A 16,867-nucleotide genomic window follows, 5' to 3' on the forward strand; every position below is an offset into this window, starting at 1 on the left:
TTCGGCCATGGCGGCCACTGGATCCGAGAAGCAGGGGGCGAAGGCGTTCTACGTCACGACCCCCATCTACTACGTCAACGACGCTCCTCACCTGGGCCACGCCTACACGACCGTCGCAGGCGACGTGCTCACGCGCTGGCACCGTCAGCGCGGCGAGAAGGTGTGGTTCCTCACCGGCACGGACGAGCACGGTCAGAAGATCATGCGCACGGCCGAGGCGAACGGCGTCACTCCCCAGGAGTGGTGCGACAAGCTCGTCGAGGAAGCCTGGAAGCCCCTCTGGGAGCACCTGGACGTCGCGAATGACGACTTCATCCGCACCACGCAGAAGCGGCACACGGACCGCGTCCAGGAGTTCGTGCAGGACCTGTACGACAAGGACGAGATCTACAAGGGCGGCTACGAGGGCCCGTACTGCGTGGGCTGCGAGGAGTACAAGCTTCCGGGCGACCTCGTCGAGGCCGAGGACGGCACGAAGCTCTGCTCGATCCACAAGAAGCCGGTGGAGATCCTCAAGGAGGAGAACTACTTCTTCAAGCTGAGCGAGTACGGCCCGAAGCTCCTGGAGTTCTACGAGGCGAACCCGGGCTTCATCCAGCCGGAGTCGGCCCGCAACGAGGTCGTGAACTTCGTCAAGCAGGGCCTCCAGGACCTGTCGATCTCCCGCTCGACCTTCGACTGGGGCATCCCGATCCCGTGGGACGAGAAGCACGTCATCTACGTGTGGGTCGACGCGCTCCTGAACTACGCGACGGCCGTCGGCTACAACGAGAACCCGGAGAAGTTCGCCGAGACCTTCCCGGCCGACGTGCACCTGGTCGGCAAGGACATCCTGCGCTTCCACGCGGTGATCTGGCCCGCGATGCTGATGGCGCAGGGCCTGCCGGTCCCCGGCCGGGTCGCGGCCAACGGCTGGCTGATGGTCGGCGGCGAGAAGATGTCGAAGTCGAACCTGACCGGCATCAAGCCGCAGGACCTGACCTCGCACTTCGGCGTGGACGCGTACCGCTGGTACTTCCTGCGCGCCATCGCCTTCGGCTCGGACGGCTCCTTCTCCTGGGAGGACTTCACCGCCCGCTACACGAGCGAGCTGGCGAACGACTACGGCAACCTCGCCTCCCGCGTGGCGGCGATGGTCGGCAAGTACTTCGGCGGCGCGCTGCCGGCCGCGACGGCCGACGGGGACGCCGAGAAGGCGATCCACGAGGGCCTGGCGAAGGCCGTCGCCACGGCCGACGCCAAGATCGGCGAGGAGCTGGACTTCCAGGGCGGCATCCTGGCGGTCTTCGACTTCGTGAAGCAGGTCAACGGCTACATCACGGAGCAGGAGCCGTGGAAGGTCGCCAAGGACGAGTCGGAGGAGGGCCGGGCCCGCCTGGCAACGATCCTGTACACGGCCGCCGAGGCGCTCCGCGCGGTCGCCGTCCTCCTCAACCCGATCATGCCGGACACCTCCGGGAAGCTCTGGGACTCCCTCGGCGCCGAGGCGTCCCTGGGCGCCCTGGCCGACCAGCCGGTCCAGTCCTCCGCCACGTGGGGGCAGCTCCCCGCCGGCGCGACGGTGACGAAGGGCGCGGTCCTCTTCCCGCGCCTGGAGGACCCCAAGAAGGACTGACGCCCGCACTCCGCGCGAAGGCCGCCGCCCGCCCCGGGCCGGCGGCCTTCGCCGTACCCGGGTCACGCCGGGGCCAGGACTGTGGTGACGGTGGACATCGGCACTCCCCCTCGAAGACGGCGGAGCGGGCCCACACCCACCCCCCTTCGTAAACAAAGGTTCCCACAGTCCTGCTCCGTAAACTACAGTTTCCCCATGACGACGAACGGACCGGGCCCCGCCCCCGAGGAACTGACCACGCTCGAAGCCGCGCTGCACGACGCCCTCACCCCCCTCGCCACCTCCCTCCGCGCCCGCGGCACCGGCCGGACCGAGCAGGAGATGTGGAAGGGCGAGCCCGTCGACATCGCCCTCTCCGTCCTGGCCGCCTGGAAGGTGGTCGACCAGGAGGTCAAACGCCTCACCGCCATCGCGGCCGGCACCGCCGGCTCCTACGGCGCGAGCTATGAACAACTCGGCGCCGTCTGGGGCATCACCCGCCAGGGCGCCCGCAAGAAGTGGCCCGAAGCGGTCACCCGCCCCGCCCCCGGCACCACCACCCTCACCCTCTTCGGCGGCCGCGCCGACCTCACCCCCGCCGGCCCCGCCTGGACCTGGACCGCCACCGCCGCCGACGGCACGAGAAGCCCCCTCTCCCCCGCCCCCACCAAGGAAGAAGCCGCCGCCCACGCCGGCGCCTTCCTGAAGCAACACACCACCTGAACCCCCCGAGAAGCCCCGCCACGACTTCCGCCAGACAGGCTCCCGAAGCCGAGGAGAACCACCCCTGTGATCGATGCCCTTGACCTGATTCACGCGCATGACCTCATCGGCCTCTACGGATCGGCTTCCCCCCTTGAGGAAATTCGCCCGCGCTCCGTCAACCTGGACTGGCGGGGCCCGGCGATCACGCTCCGGGTGGACGTCTCGGGTCTCCCGGCCGGACTTCCCCAGGACTGGAAGGCCGCGGAGGTCGACACCGTCCAGTGTCATCTGAAGTTTCTCGCCGTGGAGGATTTCTCTCTGTCCAGGTGGGATCCCCCCGTACCTCCCACCTCCCTCGTGGTTGAACCCCTGGGAAAGAATCGAAGGGTCCGGATCCAATTGTCGGGACCTGGAGTGGACCTCCGCTTCACCAGCCACAAGTCGGTGCACATAGGCCACGTGAGCGCTTTCGGCATCACCCCTGACGGCACAGACGGAGGCCCGCACCTCTTCCTGGGGAATCTCGACAGACGGCGCTACCAGACCGTCCCGGAGACCGAAGAGAAGACCTTCTATGAGCGGATCTGACTGGACGACCCTGATCGGGTCGACAGAGGAAATAACGGACGCGTACACGACGCCTCCCCGCCTGAACGCATGCGAACTGCACTACACGCAGATCGACGAAAGAGGCAGGTCGGCGACTTTGATGCTTGAGACCACGGAGCTACCCGACAAGCCGGCACCCGTCTGGGCAGGCAGGGAGTACAACACCGTTGAGATTTATCTGAGGTTCACGGGAGTGAAGGGTCTGAAAATTGACGGCTGGGAGGCAGGTATCCGCGACGCAGAAATTATTTTCACCCCCCAGGGAAGCAAGGGCGTCCGAGTCTCTGTCGAATCAGCGGGTTCACAATTCTCTTTCGAGGCGTCCGAGTCCTCTTTGATCCGGACACGCCCCTACCTCGCAGGAAAAGAATGATCCCGGGTTCAGCTCCTGGATTCCATCGCTCGCGGTGGCCAAGAGAACAAGGGCGACGGAAGTGTCGTCCAATGAGCGCGATGAGGGAAGGCGGAACAGTGCGGGAGGAGAACGTTCTTGCCGAGGTGATCGTCACCGGGCGGCTGGAGCTTGTGCCGTTGGGGGTGGGGCATGCCGAGGAGATGGTGGGGGTGCTGGGGGATCCGGCGCTGCACGGCTTCGTCGGGGGTGTGCCGGAGGGGCTGGAGGAGTTGCGGGCGCGGTACGCGCGGTGGGAGGCGGGGGCGCCGGAGGCGGGGACCAGTTGGTGCAACTGGGTGGTGCGCGCTCGTGGGGAGGGGCGGCTCGTCGGGACCGTGCAGGCGACCGTCATCGGTGAGGAGGCCGAGGTGGCGTGGGTGGTCGGGAGCGCCTGGCAGGGCCGGGGGTACGCCTCCGAGGCGGCCCGCGCGCTCGTCGGGTGGCTGCGGGACCGGGGGCGTACCGTCGTCGCCCACGTCCACCCGGACCACCACGCCTCCGCCGCCGTCGCCCGCGCCGCCGGGCTCGTACCGACCGGTGAGGTGCACGACGGGGAGGCGCGGTGGCGGCTCCCGGAGTGAGCGGAGGAGCCGGGCCGGGAAGGGAAGGGACCGGCCGGGCCGTCGTCGGGGCGGTGCGTCCGCGGTCCGGGGGCGGCCCGGGGGCGGCCCGGGGGCGCCGCGGGGTTTCTCGGCGGGCTGAGGGTCGTGCACGCGAGGGGCCCGGAACCACGGGTGTGGTTCCGGGCCCCTCGGGCGGCGCGGGTGGTTACTTGGCCGGGTCCGCCGACGGCTTCTCGACGGGCTTGCGGAGCTGGATGTTCAGCTCGCGCAGGCGGGTCTCGTCGAGCTCGGTGGGGGCGCCCATCATGAGGTCCTGCGCGTTGCCGTTGAGGGGGAACGCGATGGTCTCGCGGATGTTGGGCTCGTCCGCGAGGAGCATGACGATGCGGTCCACACCGGGGGCGATGCCGCCGTGCGGCGGGGCGCCGTACTGGAAGGCGCGGAGCATGCCGGCGAACTCGGTCTCGACGGTCTCGCGGTCGTAGCCCGCGATCTCGAAGGCCTTGAACATGATGTCGGGCTCGTGGTTCCGGATGGCGCCGGAGGAGAGCTCGATGCCGTTGCAGACGATGTCGTACTGCCAGCCGAGGATGTCCAGCGGGTCCTTGGTCTCCAGGGCCTCCAGGCCGCCCTGGGGCATCGAGAAGGGGTTGTGCGAGAAGTCGATCTTGCCGGTCTCCTCGTCCTTCTCGTACATCGGGAAGTCGACGATCCACGCGAAGCGGAAGACGTTCTCCTCGAAGCGGCCGGCGCGCTTGGCGGCCTCGACCCGGACCGGGCCCATGATCTTGGAGACCTCGTCGAACTCGCCGGCGCCGAAGAAGACGGCGTGGCCGGGCTCCAGGCCCAGGCGCTCGGTGAGGACCTTGACGTTCTCCTCGGTGAGGAACTTGGCGATCGGGCCGGTCAGGATGCCGCCCTCACCGACGCGGATCCAGGCCAGGCCCTTCGCGCCGAGCGAGATCGCGTAGTCGCCGAGGGAGTCGAAGAACTTGCGCGGCTGGTCGCCGGTGTCCGGGACCGCGAGGGCGCGCACGTGCCTGCCGGCGAACGCCTTGAACTCGGAGTCCGCGAAGACGTCGGTGAGGTCGACGAGTTCGAGGTCGGTGCGCAGGTCGGGCTTGTCGTTGCCGTACTTGAGCATCGACTCGCGGAACGGGATCCGCGGGAAGGGGGAGGTGACGTGGCGGCCGCCGCCGAACTCCTCGAACAGCTCGGTCATGAGCTTCTCGATCGGCTGGAAGACGTCCTCCTGCTCGACGAAGCTCATCTCGACGTCGAGCTGGTAGAACTCGCCGGGCGAGCGGTCGGCGCGGGCGTCCTCGTCGCGGAAGCAGGGCGCGATCTGGAAGTAGCGGTCGAAGCCCGAGATCATGAACAGCTGCTTGAACTGCTGCGGGGCCTGCGGGAGCGCGTAGAACTTGCCCGGGTTGAGGCGGGACGGGACGACGAAGTCACGGGCGCCCTCGGGGGAGGTCGCGGTGAGGATCGGGGTCGCCATCTCGTTGAAGCCGAGGGCCACCATCTTGGAGCGGATGGCGGCGATGACGGCGGAGCGCAGCATGATGTTGCGGTGCATGCGCTCGCGGCGCAGGTCGAGGAAGCGGTACTCCAGGCGCCGCTCCTCGTTGACGCCGTCGTCGGCGTTGATGGTGAAGGGGATCTGCTGGGCGGCGCCGAGGACCTCGACCTCGCCGACCTCGACCTCGACCTCGCCGGTGGGCAGCTCGGGGTTGACGTTCTCCGCGCCGCGCGAGACGACCTTGCCGTCGACGCGGACGACGGACTCCTTCGTCAGCTTGTCGAGGGCCTCGTAGGCCGGGGTGCCGGGGCGGGCGACGAGCTGCGTGATGCCGTAGTGGTCGCGCAGATCGATGAAGAGGATGCCGCCCAGGTCGCGCCGATTGTGCAGCCAGCCGCTCAGCCGGACGTCGGTGCCGACGTCAGAGGCGCGGAGCTCGCCGCAGGTGTGGGACCTGTACCGATGCATCGTCGTTCATCCACTCTTCGGTTCGATGGGGAGACTCACAGCTAGTTAAGTCGTCATCAAGCGTACCGGGACACTCAAGATCAGGATTCGAATACTCTCGGTGGCGACCTGCTGTCCGATATTCCTAAAGTGGGGCAATGCGCACCGAGGACGTCCTGGCCGCGATCGCGACGGGCCTGTGGCGCTGGGACAACGCCTCCGGGACCGTCTCCCTCGACGCCGAGGCCGCCCGGCTGCTCGGGCTGCCCGCGGAGCCGGTGCGGCTCACCGAGGCGGCCGTCCGGTCCCGCTTCCATCCGGTGGACTGGAACGAGATCGACGGCGTGGTCCAGCTGGCGGTGGCCGAGGGCACCCTCGCCGAGGCCCGGCTGCGGATCATGGACGAGCGGGGGCGGATCGTCCGGACGGTGCGGAGCCGGTCGAAACCGCTGGTGGAGAGCGGTGACTACCAGCTCGTCGGCACCCTCCAGGAGATCGCGGACCCGCAGCCGGGCACGGCCGGGCCGCACACCCCGATCACGGGCGACTGGCGGCGGTCGCGGGAGGCGTTCCTGCTGGACGCGGGGCGGGCGCTGGCCGAGGCCCGGTCGACGGCCGAGGTGCTGCGGGTCGCGGCCTCCCTGTCGATGCCGGGCTTCTCGCCGGACGGGCTCGCGGTCTTCGGGCTGGCGGGCGACCGGCTGACCGTGATCGGCCACCACGGGCAGCGGGACGGCGACGAGGGCCCCTTCAGCTCGATGACGCTGTCGACGGACTACCCGGCGGCGGAGGTGGTGCGGACCGGGCGGGCGCTGTACCTGCCGTCCCCGGAGGAGTACCGGCGCCGCTTCCCGGCGACGTGGCCGCTGGCCGAGCAGTTCGACCGGCAGTCGTGGGCCTTCGTGCCGCTGGTGGTGGCCGGGCGGACGATGGGCGCCTGGATGGCGGCCTTCAAGCACCCGGTGGCCTTCACCCCCGACGAGCGGTCGGTGCTGACGACGGTGGCCCGGATGCTGGCGCAGGCGCTGGCGCGGGCCGGGGTGGCGGAGTCCGAGCGGGAGCTGTCGCAGGGGCTCCAGCGGACGATGATGCCGGTCCTCGGGCCGGGCATCCCCGGCATCCGGGTCGCGGCCCGGTACGTGCCCACCGGCGGCGGGCTCCAGGTCGGCGGCGACTGGTACGACATGATCCGGCTGCCCGGCCGGTCGGGCAGCGCGCCGGGCCGGGTCGCCCTGGTCATCGGGGACGTACAGGGGCACGACGTGCGGGCGGCGGCCCTGATGGGACAGCTGCGGATCGCGCTGCGGGCGTACGCCTCCGAGGGGCACCGGCCGGACGCGGTGCTCTCGCGGGCCTCGCGCTTCCTGTACGGGGTGAACGACGGGGACGACGGCGGCCCGAACGGCGGCCCGCGCTTCGCGACCTGCCTGTACCTGGAGGTGGACCTGGAGACGGGGGCGGTGGAGATCGCCCGCGCGGGCCATCCGGAACCGGCGGTGCGGATGCCCGACGGAACGGTTCTGCAACGGCCCACGGCGGGCGGGCTGCCGCTGGGCATCGTCCCGGACACCGACTACCCCACCACCCGCTTCGCGCTGGCGCCCGGCGAGACGCTGATGATCTGCACCGACGGGCTCCTGGAGACCGGCGGGCACGATCTGGACACCGGCTGGGAGCGGGTCCGGCGGCTGCTCGAACAGCACCGGGGCGAGGATCTGGAGGAGCTGGCGGACCGCCTGGTGGAGGCGGTGCACGGGCCCGGCTCGCACCACACCACCGGCCCGCTGGCGGACCGGCGCGAGGACGACATCGCCGTCCTGCTGCTCTCCCGCCGTCCGGTGGAGGCGGCCCGGCCGGCGCCGCGCCGCACCCTGATGACGATCGCGCAGGCGGAGCCGGAGCGGATCGCGGAGGCGCGCGAGCAGGTGCGGCAGCTGCTGCACGACTGGGCGGACGGGGACCAGCTGGACGCGGCGGTCCTGATGGTCTCCGAGATGGTCACCAACGTCCTCGTCCACACGGACGGCGACGCCCTGCTGACCGCGCAGGTGGCGGCCGGGGAGGAAGGCCGGCGGCTGCGGGTGGAGGTCTCCGACGCCAGCGACGAGCTGCCGCACAAGCGGCACCCGGGCGAGATGGCCTCCAGCGGGCGGGGCCTGGTGCTGATGGAGATGCTGGCGGACGCGTGGGGCGTGGAGCCGCGCGGCGAGGGCAAGACGATCTGGTTCGAGCTGTCGGAGCCGGTGGAGCCGGTGGCGGCCGCGGAGGCGGGGTAGGGCGGGTGCCTCACCCGTTCGGCGGAGGCGGGGTCCCCGGTTCGGGGTGGTGGGTGCCGTAGCGGGCACGGAGCTCGACCAGGACGCCGGTGGCGGCGGCGGTGAGCGGCACGGCGAGGAGCATGCCGAGGATCCCGGCGACGGAGGCACCCGCGGTGATGGCCAGCATGACGGCGGCGGGGTGCATCTGGACGGTGCGGCTCTGGACCATCGGCTGGAGCACGTTGCCCTCGATGACCTGGACGGCGAGGACGACGCCGAGGACCCACAGGGCGATGACGAAGCCCCGGTCGGCGAGGGCGACGAGGACCGCGACGGCGCCGGAGAGGAAGGCTCCGAGGTACGGGATGTAGGCGGTGACGAAGACCAGGGCGGCGAGGCCGATCGCGCCGGGCACGTCGAGGACCAGCAGGCCGACGCCGATGAGGACGGCGTCCACGGCGGCGACGAGGGTGGTGCCGCGCATGAAGCCCTCGACGGCCTCGAAGGCGCGGCGGGCCATGGCCTCGGCGGTGTCGCCGGTGGCGGCGGGGACGAGGGAGCGCAGGGCGCCGGCGGCCCGGTCGGAGTCGCGCAGGAAGAAGAAGATGAGGAGGAGGGCGAGGACGGCGGTGGCGAGCATCTGGCCGACGACGCTGAGCCCGGAGATCACCCCGGAGGCGGCGGTGCCGCCGAACTTCTCCAGGAGCTGCTTGGCGTTGGCGGCGAGGTCCTCCAGGGAGGTGCCGGCGGCGCCGAGGTGGTCGGCGATGTCGGCGGCGGCCTGCCGCAGCGAGGCGAGGATCTGGTCGCCGGTCTCCAGGAGGGCGGCGACGACGATGTACGTGGCGCCGCCGACGACCACCAGGACGGCGGCGACGGTGACGGCGGCGGCCAGCGACTTGTTGACCTTCATCCGCAGCAGCCTGCGGTAGAGCGGGCCGAGCAGCGCGGCGCCGAGGATCGCGAGCAGCACCGGGGTGACGGCCGCCTTGAAGACGACGCAGAGCCAGACGAAGACGGCGGCGACACCGGCGACGAGCAGCAGGACGGCGCACCAGGCGGCGACCTTGCGGGCGGGTTCGGGGAGGAGCGGCGCTCGGCTCGTCTGCACCCGTCCATCAGAGCACGCGCGCGTGGTGCGCGGCCGGGCGTGACGGGCCGTCCGGGTGACGGCCCGTCACGCCCCTCCCGGGGCTCGGGGGGAGTGCCCCGGGAAGCCGGAAGGGGGCCCTTCCGGAGGGAGCCCTTCCGGGACCCCCTTCCGAGGGGCCTTCCCCTGAGGAGTCCTCCCCTCAGGGGTCCTCCCCTCAGGGGAAGGCCCCTCAGGGGGTCCCTACTCGCCCATCCCGTGGACCGCCGGAACGGTGCCGAGGCGGCCCGCCTGGAAGTCCTCGAAGGCCTGGCGCAGTTCGGCCTGGGTGTTCATGACGAACGGGCCGTAGTGGGCCATGGGCTCGCGGATCGGCCGCCCGCCGAGGAGCACGACCTCCAGGTCCGGGGTGTGCGCGTCCTGCTTCTCGTCCGCCTTGACGGTGAGCGAGCCTCCCCCACGCTCGGCTTCGCTCGCGCGGGAGGTACCCCCACCGCCGAAGACGGCGGTCTGCCCGAGGTGGATCGGGCGGCGCTCGGCGCCCGCGGTGCCGCGGCCGGCCATGACGTACGCGAGGCCGTTGAAGTCCTCGCGCCACGGCAGGGTGATCTCGGCGCCGGGGCGCAGGGTGGCGTGGATCATCGTGATCGGGGTGTGGGTGATGCCGGGGCCCTCGTGGCCGTCGAGCTCGCCGGCGATGACGCGGAGCAGCGCGCCGCCGTCGGGGGAGGTGAGGAGCTGGACCTGGCCGCCGCGGATGTCCTGGTAGCGGGGGGCCATCATCTTGTCGGCGGCGGGGAGGTTGACCCACAGCTGGAGGCCGTGGAAGAGGCCGCCGCTGACGACGAGGGACTCCGGCGGGGCCTCGATGTGGAGGAGGCCGGAGCCGGCGGTCATCCACTGGGTGTCGCCGTTGGTGATGGTGCCGCCGCCGCCCTGGGAGTCCTGGTGGTCGAAGGTGCCGCCCTGGGGGGCCGTGGTGACGGCGAGGACGGGGCGCGGGGCGGCGTCGGCCCGGGCGGCGACGCGCGGCAGGGTGAGCGGGTTCTCGACAGTCACGGCGGGCATGGCGGGACCTCCTTGGTACGGCCTGAGGAGCACGGGAGCCGAGGGCTTTCGGCCTGCTCGGCCCGTCCTCGTACCCTCACTTTAGTTGAATGATGAACTTCCTGCCACCCGGAACGCGGAACGCCCGGGAGGAATTCCTCCCGGGCGCTCTCCCCACTTCGTCACGTCCAGCGTGCGTCAGCCGTACATCCGCCGCATCGCGAAGTCCACCATCTGCTCTACGGCCTTCGCGTCGAAGACGATCCGGTGCTCGCCCTCCATGTCGAGCACGAAGCCGTAGCCGGTCGGGAGCAGGTCGATCACCTCGGCCCCGGTGATCACGAAGTACTTCGACTCCTTGCCCGCGTACCGCCGCAACTCCTTGAGCGAGGTGAACATCGGGATGACCGGCTGCTGGGTGTTGTGCAGGGCCAGGAAGCCGGGGTTGTCGCCGCGCGGGCAGTAGACCTTGGAGGTCGCGAAGACCTGCTGGAAGTCCTCGGCGGCGAGGGTGCCGGTGGTGAAGGCCCGGACGGCGTCGGCGAGGGAGGGCGGCGAGGGCTCGGGGTAGAGGGGAGCCTGCGGCTGCCCGTACCCGGCCTGCATCCCGGCCGTCCCGGCCTGCATCCCGGGGGCCCCCTGCGGCATCCCGTACTGCTGCTGCGCACCGGGATTCTGCTCGTAGCCGTACATGGGCCCTGAGCCTACTGCGTCACAGTTCACCCGAAAGGGGTTGCCCTTATTACCCGTGGGTAGCATCATCGTGGGGAACGGTGAGCTACTCATGAGTAGCGAACGGTTCTCCGCACCCGCAGTACCCGTACGAGGAACCCCCTCCCCGATCCTTACGGAGCCGTCGCCATGGGGCACTACAAGTCGAATCTCCGCGACATCGAGTTCAACCTCTTCGAGGTGCTCGGCCGCGACAAGGTGTACGGCACCGGTCCGTTCGAGGAGATGGACGTCGAGACCGCCCAGAGCATCCTCGACGAGATCCGCCGTCTCGCCGAGAACGAGCTGGCCGCGTCCTTCGCCGACGCCGACCGCAACCCGCCGGTCTTCGACCCGGAGACCAACACGGCCCCGGTCCCGGCCACCTTCAAGGCCTCGTACGACGCGTTCATGGAGTCCGAGTACTGGCGCCTGGGCATCCCCGAGGAGATCGGCGGCACCGTCTCGCCGCGCTCCCTCATCTGGGCCTACGCCGAACTCCTCCTCGGCTCCAACCCGGCCATCTGGATGTACTCCTCCGGCCCCGCCTTCGCCGGCATCCTCTTCAACGAGGGCAACGAGCAGCAGAAGAACGCCGCGCGGATCGCCGTCGAGCGCCGCTGGGGCTCCACCATGGTCCTCACCGAGCCCGACGCGGGCTCCGACGTCGGCGCCGGCCGCACCAAGGCGGTCCGGCAGGAGGACGGCTCCTGGCACATCGAGGGCGTCAAGCGCTTCATCACCAGCGGTGAGCACGACATGGAGGAGAACATCCTCCACTACGTCCTCGCCCGCCCCGAGGGCGCCGGCCCCGGCACCAAGGGCCTCTCCCTCTTCCTCGTCCCCAAGTACGAGTTCGACTGGGAGACCGGCGAGCTGGGCGAGCGCAACGGCGTCTACGCCACCAACGTCGAGCACAAGATGGGCCTCAAGGCGTCCAACACGTGCGAGATGACCTTCGGCGACAAGCACCCCGCCAAGGGCTGGCTCATCGGCGACAAGCACGACGGCATCCGCCAGATGTTCCTCATCATCGAGTTCGCCCGCATGATGGTCGGCACGAAGGCGATCTCCACCCTCTCCACGGGCTACCTCAACGCCCTGGAGTACGCCAAGGAGCGCGTCCAGGGCACCGACCTGGCCGACTTCATGGACAAGGCCGCGCCCAAGGTCACCATCACCCACCACCCCGACGTGCGCCGCTCCCTGATGACGCAGAAGGCGTACGCCGAGGGCATGCGCTCCCTCGTCCTCTACACCGCCTCCGTCCAGGACTCCATCCAGCTCGCGGAGGCCGCCGGCGAGGACGCCAAGGCGCTGCACGGCCTCAACGACCTGCTCCTGCCGATCGTCAAGGGCTACGGCTCCGAGAAGGGCTACGAGCAGCTCGCGCAGTCGCTCCAGACCTTCGGCGGCTCCGGCTTCCTCCAGGAGTACCCGATCGAGCAGTACATCCGGGACTCCAAGATCGACACCCTCTACGAGGGCACCACCGCCATCCAGGGCCAGGACTTCTTCTTCCGGAAGATCGTCCGCGACCAGGGCGCCGCGCTGAACACCCTCTCCGAGGAGATCAAGAAGTTCCTCGCGGTCGGCACCGGCGGCGAGGAGCTGGCTGGCGCCCGCGACGCGCTCGCCAAGGCGGCCGTCGACCTGGAGGCCATCGTCGGCAAGATGATCACCGACCTCACCGCCACCGGCGAGGACGTCAAGAACATCTACAAGGTCGGCCTCAACACCACCCGCCTGCTGATGGCCTCGGGCGACGTCGTCGTCGGCTACCTGCTGCTGCGCGGTGCCGCCGTCGCCGCCGAGAAGCTGGAGACCGGCGCCGGCAAGGACACCGCCTTCTACCAGGGCAAGATCGCGGCCGCGAAGTTCTTCGCCGCCGGCGTCCTGCCCGGCGTCTCCGCCGAGCGCGCCCTCGCCGAGGCCGTCGACGGCTCGCTGATGGACCTGGACGAGGCCGCCTTCTAACGGGCCCCCGTCCACACCCGCGCGGCCCGTCCCCGGGGAGGGGGGCGGGCCGCGCTCCTTCGTGCGCGGCCCGCGCCGGGGCCGGGGCGTCCGAGCGGCTCCCCCGGGCCCGGCCCGACCGGGGTGACCAGGGGTGACCAGGGGTCACCGGCCCCGGGAGGCCGCGGGGCACCCCCGTAAGGTGGGCTCATGACCAGCGCAGCCTCCCGCCCCGCGTCCGCTCCCTTCGGCCGCGAGCACACCGATGACCTGATGTCCTTCCTCGCCGCCTCCCCCTCGCCGTACCACGCGGTGGCCAACGCCGCCGAGCGGCTGGAGAAGGCGGGCTTCCGCCGCGTCGAGGAGACCGCGGCGTGGGACGGGACCAGCGGCGGGAAGTTCGTCACCCGCGGCGGCGCGATCATCGCCTGGTACGTCCCCGAGGGCGCCGGCGCCCACACCCCGTACCGCATCGTCGGCGCCCACACCGACTCCCCCAACCTGCGCGTCAAGCCGCAGCCCGACATGGGCGCGCAGGGCTGGCGGCAGATCGCCGTGGAGGTCTACGGCGGCACCCTCCTCAACACCTGGCTCGACCGCGACCTCGGCCTCGCCGGCCGGCTCACCCTCCGCGACGGCGAGCACCGGCTCGTCAATGTCGACCGGCCGCTGCTGCGCGTCCCGCAGCTCGCCATCCACCTCGACCGGGGCGTCAACGACGGCCTCAAGCTCGACCGGCAGCGCCACATGCAGCCCGTGTGGGGCACCGGCGAGGTCCACGAGGGCGACCTGATCGCGTTCGTCGCCGAGGAGGCCGGCGTGGACGCCGAGGACGTGGCCGGCTGGGACCTGATGGTCCACGCCGTCGACGCCCCCGCCTACCTCGGCCGCGACCGCGAGCTCGTCGCCGGCCCGCGCATGGACAACCTGCTGTCCGTGCACGCCGCCGTCGCCGCCCTCACCGCCGTCGCCGGCCGCGCCGACCTGCCGTACATCCCGGTCCTCGCCGCCTTCGACCACGAGGAGAACGGCTCCGAGGCCGACACCGGCGCCCAGGGCCCCCTCCTCGGCACCGTCCTGGAGCGCTCCGTCTACGCCCGCGGCGGCTCCTACGAGGACCGCGCCCGCGCCTTCGCCGGCACGGTCTGCCTCTCCTCCGACACCGGCCACGCCGTCCACCCCAACTACGCGGAGCGGCACGACCCGACCCACCACCCGCGCGTCAACGGCGGCCCGATCCTCAAGGTCAACGTCAACCAGCGGTACGCCACCGACGGCACCGGCCGCGCGATCTTCTCCGCCGCCTGCGAGAAGGCCGGCGTGCCGTGGCAGTCGTTCGTCTCCAACAACGACATGCCCTGCGGCACCACGATCGGCCCCATCACCGCCGCCCGCCACGGCATCACCACCGTCGACATCGGCGTGGCGATCCTCTCCATGCACAGCGCCCGCGAGCTGTGCGGCGCCGAGGACCCCTACCTCCTCGCCAACGCCCTGGTCGCGTTCCTGGAGGGCTGAGAACGGTTTCCGGGCGGGGCCCGCGCGCGAAACATCCGCGAAAGGCCCCGCCTGGCAGCGTCGTCCCCATGCACCGTCATGAGGGACCGCCCCCGCGGACGTTCGTCCCGCTCGCCGTCACCGCCGCGCTCCTCGTCCTCACCGGGGCGGGGCTGCTGATCGACGCGTACGACGAACGGCCGCCGTGGGGCACCGACATCGCCTACGAGGGCGGCTACATCCTGGCCTCCCGCATCCGCGGCTACGACACGGACGGCTCGCGGACCCGCTCGCTGCTCGCCGGGGAGTGCGCCCGCATGGAGCGCGACGGGATGGGCGGCGACCGGGCCGTCCACGACCCGGCCGCCTGGGTGGAGGGCTGCCTGGACGGGGCCGCCGGGCACCCGTCCAGGAATCAGGGGCTCATCCGCTGAGCCTCCGCCCGCCTCCGCCTCAGGCGGACTCGTCCAGTCCCGCGAGGATCAGCGGGAGGCGGGAGGCGCCCGTGTCCGTCAGCTTCACCGGGACGCCCCAGTCCTGCTGGTGGACGTGGCAGGCCGGATATGCGTTGGCCGGGTCGTCGTCGCAGGACGCGGCCATCGCGGAGACGTGCAGGACGCCCTCGGCCAGCTCCGGGTTCAGCTCCAGGTCGCGGAAGAGGTCCGTGCCCGTGCCCTCGCCGGACAGCAGCAGCTCCGGCGGGGTCGAGGAGACAAGGAGCCGGGTCGAGGGACCGTACCGCTCGTCCAGCTTCTGGCCCGTCGGGGCGCGGAAGACGACGTCCAGGCGGAAGGCGCCGGGCGCCACCTCGGTCGCCTCGCGCCGGGTGCGGTGCGCCACCGCCTCCACCCGCACGGCCTCCTCGGGCAGCCGCAGCCGGGTCAGCCGGTGCCGGGCCGACTCCACGACCACGATCTCCCCGCCGTCCACCACGGCGTCGCTGGGCTCGCGCAGATCGGTGGCGAGGGTGGTGACCTCGCCGGTGGCCGGGTCGTAGCGGCGCAGCGCGTGGTTGTACGTGTCGGAGACGGCGACCGAGCCGTCCGGCAGCGCCGTCACGCCCAGCGGGTGCTGGAAGAGGGCCTGCCCGGCCTCGCCGTCGCGGTGCCCGAAGTCGAAGAGGCCGGTGCCGACGGCCGTGTGCACGGCGCCGTCGGCGTCGATCCAGCGCAGCGCGCTGGTCTCCGAGTCGGCGACCCACAGCCGGTCCCCGGCCGCGGCCAGCCCGGACGGCTGCGCGAACCACGCCTCCGCGCCGGGACCGTCGACCAGGCCCTCGTTGGTGGTGCCGGCCGCGACCCCGACGGTCCCGGTCTCCGGGTCGTACGTCCAGATCTGGTGGACGCCGGCCATCGCGATCCACACCTTCCCCCGCCACCAGGCCACGTCCCACGGCGAGGAGAGGTCGACCTCCAGCGCCGGGCCCGAGGTCGGGGAGCCCTGCCACCACTGGCGGCCGGTGCCCGCGATCCGCTCCAGCGCGCCCGTCGCCGGGTCGAAGCGGCACAGCGCGTGGTGGACGGTGTCCGCGACGACGACCGTGCCGTCCGGCAGCGGTGCCAGGCCCTGCGGCTCGCGCAGCTCGCCCTCGGCGCCGATCCGGCGCACCACGGTCTCCCCGTCGGCGGCCAGCTCGACGAGCTGGTGGCGGGTGGTGTCGGAGACCAGGAAGGTGCCGCCGGGGAGGGCGAGCGCCTTGCCGGGGAAGCGGAGGTCGGTGGCGACCGGCTCCGGCGGCACGTACGGGCCGTCGCCGCGCCGCAGCGTGCCCTTGGCCGCGTGCTCGGCCTCCAGCTCCTCGACGAGGGTCCGCAGCGCGTTGGCGTGGCCCTCGCCCGCGTGCTGGGCGACGACGTACCCCTCGGGGTCGATCACGACCAGCGTCGGCCAGGCCCGGACCGCGTACTGCTTCCAGGTCGCCAGCTCCGGGTCGTCGAGGACCGGGTGGTGGACCTCGTACCGCTCGACGGCGTCGACGACCGCCCGGTGCTCGGCCTCGTGCACGAACTTCGGCGAGTGCACGCCGACGACGACGAGCGTGTCGCGGTGCTCCTCCTCCAGCTCGCGCAGCTCGTCCAGGACGTGCAGGCAGTTGATGCAGCAGAAGGTCCAGAAGTCGAGAAGGACGATCTTGCCGCGCAGGTCGGCGAGGGTGAGGGCGTCGCCGCCCGTGTTGAGCCAGCCGCCCTTGCCGATCAGCTCGGGGGCACGGACACGGGCACGGGGGCGGGGGGCGGGCGCGGGGGTGGGCGCCGGGACGGCATCGCTCATCCCTCCAGCTTGCCACCCGGCCGTGAACGGGCCGTCACGGGAGTACGTCCCTGATGGGAGGGGCCTTCCCGGCGGGGGGGTTCCCGGGGCACGGGGCTCCGGGGCGCGGGGGCTTCTCCGGGGGAGGGGTGGGGCGGGGGCGTACGGGTGGATCGGTGGGGCCGGGTGGGGGGTGTCCGCGTGTCCCGGGCGGGCGGGTCGGC

Annotated in this window: 14 protein-coding genes; 9 read left to right on the top strand and 5 right to left on the bottom strand. The window is 71.6% G+C overall.

Features of this window, described 5'->3' with window-relative positions:
• The first annotated feature begins 7 nt into the window (after nucleotides 1-7).
• The 5 genes from metG (at nucleotide 8) to IE219_RS25550 (ending at nucleotide 3,883) form a co-directional block, all read left to right on the top strand.
• Nucleotides 8-1,615, top strand: a complete 1,608-nt coding sequence (gene metG, locus IE219_RS25530) for a methionine--tRNA ligase (protein WP_189981587.1) — start codon at nucleotides 8-10, stop codon at nucleotides 1,613-1,615.
• Nucleotides 1,616-1,810: 195 nt separating this feature from the next.
• Nucleotides 1,811-2,317, top strand: a complete 507-nt coding sequence (locus tag IE219_RS25535) for a hypothetical protein (protein ID WP_229849999.1) — start codon at nucleotides 1,811-1,813, stop codon at nucleotides 2,315-2,317.
• 66 nt (nucleotides 2,318-2,383) lie between these two features.
• Entirely contained in the window at nucleotides 2,384-2,887 is a 504-nt protein-coding gene (locus IE219_RS25540; RefSeq protein ID WP_189981589.1) for an Imm50 family immunity protein, read from the top strand.
• Nucleotides 2,874-3,281 carry an Imm50 family immunity protein gene (locus IE219_RS25545; protein ID WP_189981591.1) on the top strand — a complete coding sequence of 136 codons (408 nt, stop codon included), beginning with the start codon at nucleotides 2,874-2,876 and terminating at the stop codon, nucleotides 3,279-3,281. The genes IE219_RS25540 and IE219_RS25545 overlap by 14 nt, the downstream gene beginning before the upstream one ends.
• Before the next feature lie 71 nt (nucleotides 3,282-3,352).
• Nucleotides 3,353-3,883, top strand: coding sequence for a GNAT family N-acetyltransferase (locus IE219_RS25550; RefSeq protein WP_373298884.1), 531 nt, complete (start codon nucleotides 3,353-3,355; stop codon nucleotides 3,881-3,883).
• A 187-nt stretch (nucleotides 3,884-4,070) separates the two neighbouring features.
• On the opposite strand, the gene aspS is transcribed toward IE219_RS25550, so the two are convergent.
• Nucleotides 4,071-5,855 (bottom strand): aspartate--tRNA ligase, encoded by a 1,785-nt coding sequence (aspS, locus tag IE219_RS25555; RefSeq protein ID WP_189981593.1) that lies wholly within the window; start codon nucleotides 5,853-5,855, stop codon nucleotides 4,071-4,073.
• A gap of 137 nt (nucleotides 5,856-5,992) precedes the next feature.
• Between aspS and IE219_RS25560 the strand changes: the two genes are divergently transcribed.
• Nucleotides 5,993-8,110, top strand: coding sequence for an ATP-binding SpoIIE family protein phosphatase (locus tag IE219_RS25560; RefSeq protein ID WP_189981595.1), 2,118 nt, complete (start codon nucleotides 5,993-5,995; stop codon nucleotides 8,108-8,110).
• Nucleotides 8,111-8,120: 10 nt separating this feature from the next.
• Here the strand turns inward: IE219_RS25560 and IE219_RS25565 are convergent, their stop codons facing one another.
• From IE219_RS25565 to IE219_RS25575, 3 genes are all read right to left on the bottom strand, one after another.
• On the bottom strand, nucleotides 8,121-9,203 hold the full coding sequence (locus IE219_RS25565; protein ID WP_189981597.1) for an AI-2E family transporter: 1,083 nt from the start codon (nucleotides 9,201-9,203) through the stop codon (nucleotides 8,121-8,123).
• Between the two features lie 222 nt (nucleotides 9,204-9,425).
• Nucleotides 9,426-10,250 carry a pirin family protein gene (locus tag IE219_RS25570; protein ID WP_189981599.1) on the bottom strand — a complete coding sequence of 275 codons (825 nt, stop codon included), beginning with the start codon at nucleotides 10,248-10,250 and terminating at the stop codon, nucleotides 9,426-9,428.
• Nucleotides 10,251-10,427: 177 nt separating this feature from the next.
• Nucleotides 10,428-10,922 carry an SseB family protein gene (locus IE219_RS25575; RefSeq protein WP_189981601.1) on the bottom strand — a complete coding sequence of 165 codons (495 nt, stop codon included), beginning with the start codon at nucleotides 10,920-10,922 and terminating at the stop codon, nucleotides 10,428-10,430.
• A 168-nt stretch (nucleotides 10,923-11,090) separates the two neighbouring features.
• Between IE219_RS25575 and IE219_RS25580 the strand changes: the two genes are divergently transcribed.
• The 3 genes from IE219_RS25580 to IE219_RS25590 all read left to right on the top strand — a co-directional run bounded on the left by IE219_RS25580 (nucleotide 11,091) and on the right by IE219_RS25590 (nucleotide 14,827).
• Nucleotides 11,091-12,917 (top strand): acyl-CoA dehydrogenase, encoded by a 1,827-nt coding sequence (locus IE219_RS25580; protein WP_189981603.1) that lies wholly within the window; start codon nucleotides 11,091-11,093, stop codon nucleotides 12,915-12,917.
• Between the two features lie 189 nt (nucleotides 12,918-13,106).
• The gene (locus IE219_RS25585; protein ID WP_189981605.1) at nucleotides 13,107-14,414 is read left to right on the top strand and encodes a M18 family aminopeptidase; all 1,308 of its coding nucleotides are present in this window, start codon (nucleotides 13,107-13,109) and stop codon (nucleotides 14,412-14,414) included.
• Nucleotides 14,415-14,482: 68 nt separating this feature from the next.
• Nucleotides 14,483-14,827: a hypothetical protein gene (locus tag IE219_RS25590; RefSeq protein WP_189981607.1), complete on the top strand. Its 345-nt coding sequence runs from the start codon at nucleotides 14,483-14,485 to the stop codon at nucleotides 14,825-14,827.
• Between the two features lie 19 nt (nucleotides 14,828-14,846).
• Here IE219_RS25590 and IE219_RS25595 read toward each other — a convergent pair whose 3' ends face one another.
• Nucleotides 14,847-16,664, bottom strand: coding sequence for an NHL domain-containing thioredoxin family protein (locus IE219_RS25595; protein ID WP_189981609.1), 1,818 nt, complete (start codon nucleotides 16,662-16,664; stop codon nucleotides 14,847-14,849).
• Between the last annotated feature and the right edge of the window lie 203 nt (nucleotides 16,665-16,867).

The organism is Streptomyces termitum (genome assembly GCF_014650175.1).
Taxonomy (GTDB): domain Bacteria; phylum Actinomycetota; class Actinomycetes; order Streptomycetales; family Streptomycetaceae; genus Streptomyces; species Streptomyces termitum.